Origin of the sequence: Bradyrhizobium sp. YR681, assembly GCF_000282615.1 — a bacterium.
In the GTDB taxonomy this organism is placed as follows: domain Bacteria; phylum Pseudomonadota; class Alphaproteobacteria; order Rhizobiales; family Xanthobacteraceae; genus Bradyrhizobium.
Window position 1 is genome coordinate 1 of the sequence record NZ_AKIY01000172.1, and the last position, 1,381, is coordinate 1,381.

General features: G+C 65.7%; 1 protein-coding gene. It reads right to left on the bottom strand.

Translation table 11 applies throughout. From position 1 onward, the window contains the following. Nucleotides 1–1,197, bottom strand: a 1,197-nt coding sequence (locus tag PMI42_RS12885; protein ID WP_085969543.1) for a 2Fe-2S iron-sulfur cluster-binding protein, incomplete at its 3' end; no start/stop codon positions are given. Nucleotides 1,198–1,381: the final 184 nt, after the last annotated feature.

Here is a 1,381-nt window from a genome sequence, read left to right on the forward strand (position 1 = left end):
CGCCAGCCGCTTCTCGGCAAGCTGCGTCGAGCCGCGCATGTCGACGAACAGGCTGACGAGATAACGCTCCTGGCCGATCCTCGCCGGCGTCGAGGCCTGCCCGTCCGCCGCATGCGTGTGGGGCGTGAACAGCTGGAAGAAGGAGAGGTCGGCATCCGGCCGCAACTGGCAGGCCAGCCGGATCGAGGGATCGGCGGCGCCGACGCGGGCGAGCACGAAGGCCTCGCGCTGCGACGGCTCGGGGAGGGCGCCATGATCGCCGATGATGCGGATGCGGCAGGTCGAGCAGCGCGCGCGGCCGCCGCAGACGCTGGCATGCGGCACGTTGTGGCGCAGGCTCGCCTCCAGCACGGAGAGGCCCTTGGGCACACGCACCGTCTTGCCGTTGCCGTAGGACAGCGCGATCATTCCGCCGCGCCGTTCCCGCCAGGCGCGCGCGCCTCTTGCGAGCAGCACCACGCCGAGCAGGCCGAAATAGCCCATGACGAGGCCGCCGCTGATGCGTTCGAGCACCTGGTTTTCCGCGACCGTGCCGACCTGTTGCCGCGTATAATTCGTCTTGCGCCAGTCGGTGTCGTCGCTGTCGGCGGCAACGCTGCGCCCGCCCTGATAGATGCCGAGCATCGCCAGCGTCGGGATCAGGACGGCGGCTGCGAGCAGATAGGGCGCGGCGCGCGTGAAGAAGGTCTTCATGCGCAGCCAGAAATAGATGCCGACGCAGCCGTGCACCCAGGCGACCACGAGCAGGATCGTCATCTGCCAGAGCCGGGCGGGCGCCAGGACGAAGAACAGATAGAGTTCCTGCGGGTAAAGCTTCTCGTGCCCGTAGAGCGTCAGGCCGAGCCTGATACCGATCACATGCGCCATGACGAGCAGGGGAATGCTCAGGCCCAGCACGAGCTGAAGCGGCTCGACCGTCTTCCAGCGAAACTCGCGGCGCTGATACAGCGCGAACACACCGAGCCCGGCGTGGATCAGCGCGGCCGCGTAGAACACGATCGTCACGGGCAGGAACTGCCAGAACAGGACGTGGTAATAGACCCCGGCCTCCATGGCATCGACCGAGATGTTGCCGAGCGCATGGTTGAGGAAATGGCTGACCACGTAAGCGAACAGGATGATGCCGCAGACCAGCCGCACCTGCCGCGCGTTGGTGGCGCGGACGAGCTCAGTCATGTGTGCGGGAGCAGTGGCCATGATTCGGTTGTATCAGTTCATGAAGGAGAACAGCCAGCCTAGCGTTTAATTCCAGGGGGTGGACAGGTTCGGGGATCACATGCCTGACAAGGTTACGAAATCGTAGGGTGGGCAAAGGCGCGCCCTTGCGCGCCGTGCCCACCATTCTTCCCCATATCCTTACGGTGGGCACGCTTCGCTTTGC